Origin of the sequence: Actinomadura soli (genome assembly GCF_005889715.1) — a bacterium.
Taxonomy (GTDB): Bacteria; Actinomycetota; Actinomycetes; order Streptosporangiales; family Streptosporangiaceae; genus Spirillospora; species Spirillospora soli.
Genome location: NZ_VCKW01000391.1, coordinates 1 through 5,273 on the forward strand (window position 1 = coordinate 1; position 5,273 = coordinate 5,273).

Consider the following 5,273-nt stretch of genomic DNA (forward strand, 5'->3'; position numbering starts at 1 on the left):
CCACATACCAAGCCCACGCCCCACCCAACACCCTCGTACAACGTCCCCCTCGCAACGTCTCGCCACAACATCCACACGCACCATCAACAGAACGCCCCGTTCGTCACCTTCTGCACTACGCCCTCGGCACAACACCTCGATACAACGTCCACACACAACGTCCCGGCCCCAGGTCCATGCACATGGTCTCGACACAACGTCCACGCGCACCCCTTCGGCGCAGCGTTATCGCTCACACCCTCTGCACCACGCCTCGGCTGTTACGCCTCGGGCGCAACACCCTCGGCACAACGTCCGTGCACAACGTCTCGGTGCAAGTCCATGTCGGCGTGCAGCTTCGCATCGCAACGTCCACGCACACGGTTCGCCCCAACGCCTCGCACGCGGTGACCCGGGCGACCTGCCCGTTCACCCTCCTGCCTCAACGCGCTCAGCCCGGTGACAGACCCTCCGCGAAACGGCCTCGCGAAATCTCATACAACACCTGGCACAGAGGCCGCCCGTGTAGAGGTGTCCTGCACAACCCTCACCCCCAGCACCCCCCGCGCAACGTGCCAGAACGGCGCTTTTGCTATCCGGCGCCGAGGCGAACGCCAGGTCCAATGTCCCAACAAACGTTCGGACACCGAAGGGTTGGACGACCCTTGCGTTATGGCGAGAACCACATGACCCGCTGCATATCTCTGGCTCGTTGGGTAGAGGCATGCTTTGTCGCCCGATGTCCCCCGGAAGGGAGCCCCGACACATGGGAATCGGAGTCAGTCTCGCCTTCATCGCACTAGGCGCGATCCTCGCGTTCGCCCTCCGCGTCGATCTCAGCGGCATTGACATTCACCTGGTCGGCTGGATCCTCATCCTGGTGGGGGCGATCAGCATGGGCTTCACCCTGAAGTACACGCGACCGCGCCAGCGTGCCGGCCGCGTGGTCGGCGCGGACCCCGCCTACGGGGACGAGCCGGGCACCGTGGTCCGCGAGGAGCACATCATCGAGGATCCCGCGCCCGTCGGTCGTCCAGGCGAACGCGTCGAACGTGTGATCGAACATCCGGCGGACGAGGGAGTCCCGCGCGGCCACGCCGCCCAGGACCCGGCGTTCGCCCAAGACCCGGCGCACGCGCAGGATCCTGCCCAGGAGAACAGTCCGGCCATCATCGATTCGACCGCGCGGCCCGTCCCGCGGCGGCGCAGGTGGCGCCGGACCACTCGGTGATCGAATAGGTCCGGTCCCGCCCGGTGTGCTTGGGCGGCGGTACACGCCGGGCATCCGAGGGCCTCGCGTCGACCAGGGCGCGAGGTCCTCTCTCGTCTCCGGGAGTTTTCCACAGGTCTCCATCCCGCCTTCTCGCCCCCGCTCGTAGCAGGACACTGAACGAACACCGAACTCCACGAACCGTGAGACTCAGCAGCCCGCACCACCCGTAAGCGGTAACAAGGGGCGCTCATGACAATTCACGAACTGATCGGCCATCTGGCCAAGGCACACGACGAGAGGACCGCCTACGCCGGCGAACCCTCGTCTCGGCACAGCGAAGCGACAGTCGCCCGAACACCGATGGCACAAACCCGAACCGACGCACAGAGCCGGACTTACCTCCTGGAAAGCATCTTGATCAGCGACGCCCAGTAGACCTGGAGCAGCCACCGCGACAGAGCCACATCCCTCACCTCAGGAGGGCACGCCAGGCGGTCATCTACTACGCCGAGAACAACGCATCCCCGTTCCGGACGATGATCTGCCTTGACCAGGAGAATGGGAGCCACACGCCCGGGCTCGGGCCTTAGGCGGCGCCCGGCCGGTCCCGGTGAACGATGCGTACCCGTTTCCAGCATGACGATCATCCTCGACCAGAACATGAGAGCCACATCCGCGCGAGGTTGGGCCCTAAGCGGTGCCCGCCCGATCCCGGTGAACGATGCGTACCTGTTCCCGGACGATGATCTGGCTCGACCAAGAACATGGAAGCCACGCCCGCGCGGGGTCGGGGCGGCTGGCCGCCGGTGCGGCCGCGGCGTTGGCGCTGTGCCTGCGCCGGGAGCGTCCGGCGGCGGTCCTGGGCGCCACGGTGCTGATCGTGGCCGTGACCGATCTGGCGCTCCCGTCCTCCGCCGGAGCCCCCGTGCTCTGGGCGGCCGAGTTCATGGCGCTGTACTCGCTGGCCGTGCACCGCCGGGCCCGGACCGCCGTCACCGGTGGCGCGCTGGCCGTCGCGGTCGCGAGCGTCGTCGCCGCGGTGATGGCGGGTGGCGGCGCTCAGTCGGTCCCGGTTGAGGCACGGAGGCAAGGCCGCGCCGGGGGGACGGCCCTCAATGTGCGACGGCCGCTTCGGGTGCAGACGTGCGGACGGCCCCGGTGCACCGCAAGCACCAGGGCCGTTCAGATGGGTGAGCGTTCGTTCTTGCCTGTCCACCGTGAGGGGAGGTCGGGCCGTTAGCGCGGGCGAACCCGGCTGGCTGGTCGAAGGTCGTCGGGTCGTCCGGGACTGGGTGTCGGACGACCAGGCCGACGGGTCGATCAGGTGGCCCGGGTCGTCGTCAGGCGGGGTAGACGACGACGTAGCGGTCGGGTTCCTCGCCTTCGGATTCGCTGCGCAGGCCCGCGGCGGCGACCGCGTCGTGGACGATCTTGCGCTCGAAAGGGGTCATCGGGGCGAGCGGCTTCGGCTCGCCCGCCTGCTTGACCTCGTCCGCGACGCCGGTGCCGAGCTTGGTCAGTTCGGCGCGGCGCCGTTCGCGGTAGCCGCCGATGTCGAGCATGAGCCGGGTGCGGTTGCCCGTCTGCCGGTGGACGGCCAGGCGGGTCAGCTCCTGCAATGCCTCCAGGACCTCGCCGCGTTTACCGACCAGCTCGTCGAGGGAACCGCCGACGACGGCGACGATCGCGCGTTCGCCCTCGACGTCCATGTCGATGTCGCCGTCATAGTCACCGATGTCCAGCAGGCCCTCGATGTAGTCGGCGGCGATCTCGCCTTCCTGCTCGAGCGCCTGAACGTCGACCTCGGTCGTGTCGGTCTGGCTCAACGGGGTCTCCTTCTCCGGCACGTGCTCGGGGTTCAAACTAGCGCTTCGGGGTGCCGCTGCGCTTGCTGCGCGGCTTGCGGGTCGGCTGGTTGCGGACGACCTTCGGCTTGTCGTCGTCCACCTCGGGTTCCGGCTCCGGCTCCTTCTTCAGCTTGGCCCGCATACCGGACGACGTCTGGCCGTTCTTCGAGCCGGCTGCCTTCGCACCGGACTTGGCGCCGGACTTCGTGCCGGTCTTGGCACCTGCCTTGCCGGTGCCCGACTTGCCGGCGCCGGACTTGGTGGTCCCCGATTTGCCGGTGGTCGTGGTCGTGGCGGGCTCGCCGTCCTTACCGGGCGGCGGGTACTTCTTGTAGATGTAGTGCTGCTGCGCCAGCGTCCAGCTGTTGGACGTGACCCAGTACATGAGGACACCGAGCGGGAACCCGAGCCCGAAGAGGCCGAACAGCGGCGCGAGGAAGACCATCATCTTCTGCGCCTGCATCATCGGGTTGGCTTCGTCGGTGACGGGCTGGCGCTTCATGCTCGCCCGGACGGTGAAGAACGTCGTGCAGGAGCTGATGACCACGGCAACGCCAGTGACGACGATGGCCGTCCAACTCTTGGGGTCGGCACCCCACGCGTTGAGGAACGTGTCGGGGATATGGGCCCCGAAGATCGGGGCGTTCTGCGCGCTGCGCACCAGGTCGGCCGACATCGCGAAGACGCTTTCGCCGGGCTTGGCGTCCGAGACCTTCTTCAGCGTCTGGAAGAGGCCGATGAAGATCGGCATCTGCACCAGGAGGGGGAGGCAGCCCGACAGCGGGTTGGCGCCGTTCTCCTGGTAGAGCTTCATGACCTCCTGGTTGAGGCGCTGCTTGTCGTTCTTGTATTTCTTGCGTAGCGCCTGAACCTTGGGATTCAGCTCCTGCATCTTCCGCGAAGCATGGATCTGCTTCACGAACAGCGGAACGAGGATCACGCGCAGCAGGACGGTGAGAAGGATGATCGAGCCGCCCCAGGCCCATCCACTGTCCTTGGGGACGACGGTGCTCAGCCCCGTGTGAATCCACACGATGAGCTGAGCGACGATCTCGTACAACCAGTCAAGCACCGGGCAGCTCCTTGGGCTCTGCTAGGGCGGGGCCGCTCTCCTCGCGGCCGGAGTTGGGGGAAGCCGCCGCGGATCGCTCCTGGGCGGACGTCCGGGACGTCCGGGACGTCCCCTCAGCTCCCCCGGAGAAGCGCGTCTCGGACGGCTTCTTCGGCGGCACCGGGTCATAACCCCCAGGGTGGAACGGGTGGCACCGCGCGATCCGGCGGGCCGTGAGCCACGTGCCGCGCAGCGACCCATGTACCTGGAGCGCCTCCAGGCCGTACGCGCTGCAGCTGGGCTGGAAACGGCACTGCTGCCCGAGCAGGGGACTCAAGAAGCGGCGGTAGGCGCGGACGAGAAGGATCAGCAGCGCCGCGACGGGGCCTGGGGGCCCCACCGGGTGATGCGGGGGGATGGCCATCCCCTGCCGACTCCTCATCTCCGCCCCTTGGACGCGGGCCGCAGCAGCCGGTCGAGCGCCGACTCCAGATCCGCGGCCAGTTCGTCAGGACGCGCCGTCCCCGCCGAGGGGTTGGCGCGCACTACGAGCAGGCTACCCGCTGGGAGCCGGTCCAGGTGCGGGCGCATCAGATGGCGGAGGCGGCGTCGCGCGGTGTTGCGGACGACGGCGTTCCCCACGGTGCGCGCCACGATGAACCCGACCAGCGGCGGGGCGGCCCCGCCGCTGACCATGTCGGGCGCCTCGTCCCGGTGAAGCAGGTGAACCACGACAGTTGGCCGTCCGGCGCGGCGACCGCGCCGGACGGCCATCGTGAAGTCGTCCCGCCGCCGCATCCGGTTTCCGGACGGCAGCACAGTGAGCGGTGGATCAGACCGCGATACGGGTGCGGCCCTTGCCGCGCCGGTTGGACAGGATCGCGCGGCCCGCGCGCGTGCGCATGCGCAGCCGGAAGCCGTGCTTCTTGTGGCGACGACGGTTGTTCGGCTGGAAAGTACGCTTGCTCACTTGAGGCTCCAGTGCTGCGGTCGGTTCGTCTGCTAAGGCTCGGCAACTCGCATCGAGGGGCGCGTTCGGTCCCCCGCAGCGGGGGCCCACCCGAGCCTGCCTGGAGGGGCTGCCGGCGGGCACGCGTCATCTCCGTCGATGCGACTCGACCTCAGCACGTTACGGGCTCCAGCGCACCCGGTCAAACGGAGCGCCCGTGCCGCGGGCGAACAG

The 5,273-nt window shown here is 68.3% G+C and carries 7 protein-coding genes; 2 read left to right on the forward strand and 5 right to left on the reverse strand.

The window, feature by feature from the left end; genetic code table 11:
* Positions 1–745: 745 nt before the first annotated feature.
* Positions 746–1,210 carry a DUF6458 family protein gene (locus ETD83_RS38910; RefSeq protein WP_138650190.1) on the forward strand — a complete coding sequence of 155 codons (465 nt, stop codon included), beginning with the start codon at positions 746–748 and terminating at the stop codon, positions 1,208–1,210.
* Positions 1,211–1,913: 703 nt separating this feature from the next.
* Positions 1,914–2,432 (forward strand): hypothetical protein, encoded by a 519-nt coding sequence (locus ETD83_RS38915; protein ID WP_171064689.1) that lies wholly within the window; start codon positions 1,914–1,916, stop codon positions 2,430–2,432.
* A gap of 100 nt (positions 2,433–2,532) precedes the next feature.
* Here ETD83_RS38915 and ETD83_RS38920 read toward each other — a convergent pair whose 3' ends face one another.
* From ETD83_RS38920 to rpmH, 5 genes are read right to left on the reverse strand one after another with little or no spacing between them, the layout of a single operon-like run.
* On the reverse strand, positions 2,533–3,018 hold the full coding sequence (locus ETD83_RS38920; protein WP_138650192.1) for a Jag family protein: 486 nt from the start codon (positions 3,016–3,018) through the stop codon (positions 2,533–2,535).
* 37 nt (positions 3,019–3,055) lie between these two features.
* Positions 3,056–4,111 carry a membrane protein insertase YidC gene (gene yidC, locus ETD83_RS38925; protein ID WP_138650193.1) on the reverse strand — a complete coding sequence of 352 codons (1,056 nt, stop codon included), beginning with the start codon at positions 4,109–4,111 and terminating at the stop codon, positions 3,056–3,058.
* On the reverse strand, positions 4,104–4,532 hold the full coding sequence (gene yidD, locus ETD83_RS38930) for a membrane protein insertion efficiency factor YidD (protein WP_407921555.1): 429 nt from the start codon (positions 4,530–4,532) through the stop codon (positions 4,104–4,106). Before yidD ends, yidC begins: the two co-directional genes overlap by 8 nt.
* Complete coding sequence (gene rnpA, locus ETD83_RS38935; RefSeq protein WP_138650195.1) at positions 4,529–4,909, reverse strand: ribonuclease P protein component; 381 nt, start codon at positions 4,907–4,909, stop codon at positions 4,529–4,531. Before rnpA ends, yidD begins: the two co-directional genes overlap by 4 nt.
* A 13-nt stretch (positions 4,910–4,922) precedes the next feature.
* Positions 4,923–5,060: a 50S ribosomal protein L34 gene (gene rpmH / locus ETD83_RS38940; RefSeq protein WP_138650196.1), complete on the reverse strand. Its 138-nt coding sequence runs from the start codon at positions 5,058–5,060 to the stop codon at positions 4,923–4,925.
* Between the last annotated feature and the right edge of the window lie 213 nt (positions 5,061–5,273).

Coding starts and splice junctions, on each gene's coding strand:
- ETD83_RS38915 (WP_171064689.1), top strand. CDS start 1,914: ATGCGTACCTGTTCCCGGACGATGATCTGGCTCGACCAAGAACATGGA.
- ETD83_RS38910 (WP_138650190.1), top strand. CDS start 746: ATGGGAATCGGAGTCAGTCTCGCCTTCATCGCACTAGGCGCGATCCTC.
- yidD (WP_407921555.1), bottom strand. CDS start 4,532: ATGAGGAGTCGGCAGGGGATGGCCATCCCCCCGCATCACCCGGTGGGG.